The sequence below is a fragment of the Pseudoalteromonas sp. SG43-7 genome (genome assembly GCF_014164295.1).
Classification (GTDB): domain Bacteria; phylum Pseudomonadota; class Gammaproteobacteria; order Enterobacterales; family Alteromonadaceae; genus Pseudoalteromonas; species Pseudoalteromonas rhizosphaerae.
On the sequence record NZ_JACJEY010000194.1, the window covers coordinates 1 to 418 of the forward strand.

Annotated in this window: 1 protein-coding gene; it reads left to right on the plus strand. The window is 40.7% G+C overall.

Annotation, left to right across the window (positions count from 1 at the left end; all coding sequences use genetic code 11):
• A partial coding sequence (locus tag H5200_RS23490; protein ID WP_182762902.1) for a transposase occupies positions 1 to 418 on the plus strand: 418 nt, incomplete at both ends.

The window sequence follows — 418 nt, forward strand, 5'->3', positions numbered from 1 at the left end:
AAGTTCAAGCGGTTGAAAAAGCATTATCTCAATGTGATGATGTTCGTCTAGAAGATATTGCAGATGATTTAGGTGTCGGTTATTCAACGTTACAACGCTGGATAGCACTCGCAAAGAAACATCAACTTGAAACACACCAGACGGGTAGCCAAATGACAGCAGAAAAACGACCACAAGACTGGCGTTTAGAAGAAAGACTCAGCGCGATTATTGACTGTGGCCATTTAGATGAAGCAGCGATTAATGAATACTGTCGTAGTAAAGGGCTTTATCCGCATCATATTAAGCAGTGGAAGCACGACTTTGCCCAAGGACCTACAACGAAACTAGCTAAATCAGACAGTAAACAGTTAAAGCAAGAAATAAAACAGCTGCAAAAAGAGCTTAATCGTAAAGATAAAGCCTTAGCTGAAACAGC